The 569-nt window shown below is 56.9% G+C and carries 1 protein-coding gene; it reads left to right on the top strand.

Annotation, left to right across the window (positions count from 1 at the left end; genetic code table 11):
- Positions 1-569 (top strand): ISL3 family transposase (locus AC1MDC_RS28685; RefSeq protein WP_480394195.1); only part of this gene is annotated, 569 nt, incomplete at both ends.

Genomic DNA, 569 nt, shown 5'->3' with positions numbered 1-569 from the left:
CGTCGCGCCTTGCAGGCAGTATTGAGCGAACTGCCGAAGGCGCAACCACGACGTTTGGTGATGGATGAATTCGCGCTGTTCAAAGGACATCGCTACGCCAGCGTTGTGCTCGATGCCGACACACGACGGGTTCTGTGGATCGGCGAAGGCCGCAGTCGGGCGGCGGTCAGACCGTTCTTCGAAGAGCTTGGGCCAGAAGGTTGCGCCAAAATCGAAGCGGTGGCGATGGACATGAACACCGCTTTTGACCTGGAAGTTCGTCAGCACTGCCCGAAAGCGCGAGTGGTCTACGACCTGTTTCACGTAGTGGCCAAATACGGCCGAGAGGTCATTGACCGGGTCCGCGTCGACGAAGCCAACCGGCTACGTCACGACAAGCCGTCTCGCAAGGTCATCAAACAAGCGCGATGGCTGTTGCTGCGCAATCCGCAGAATCTGAAAACACCTGAACAAGAGGTTCACTTGCAGGATTTATTGGCAGCCAACCAATCACTGATGACGGTCTATTTGATGAAGGCTGAACTCAAAATACTCTGGGCACCGAGTACCGCCTGGGCCTGGAGATCGGC

Source organism: Pseudomonas sp. 1, from assembly GCF_056626735.1.
Note: the sequence above shows the minus strand (reverse complement) of the source record. Positions and strands in the feature narration are given on the sequence as shown.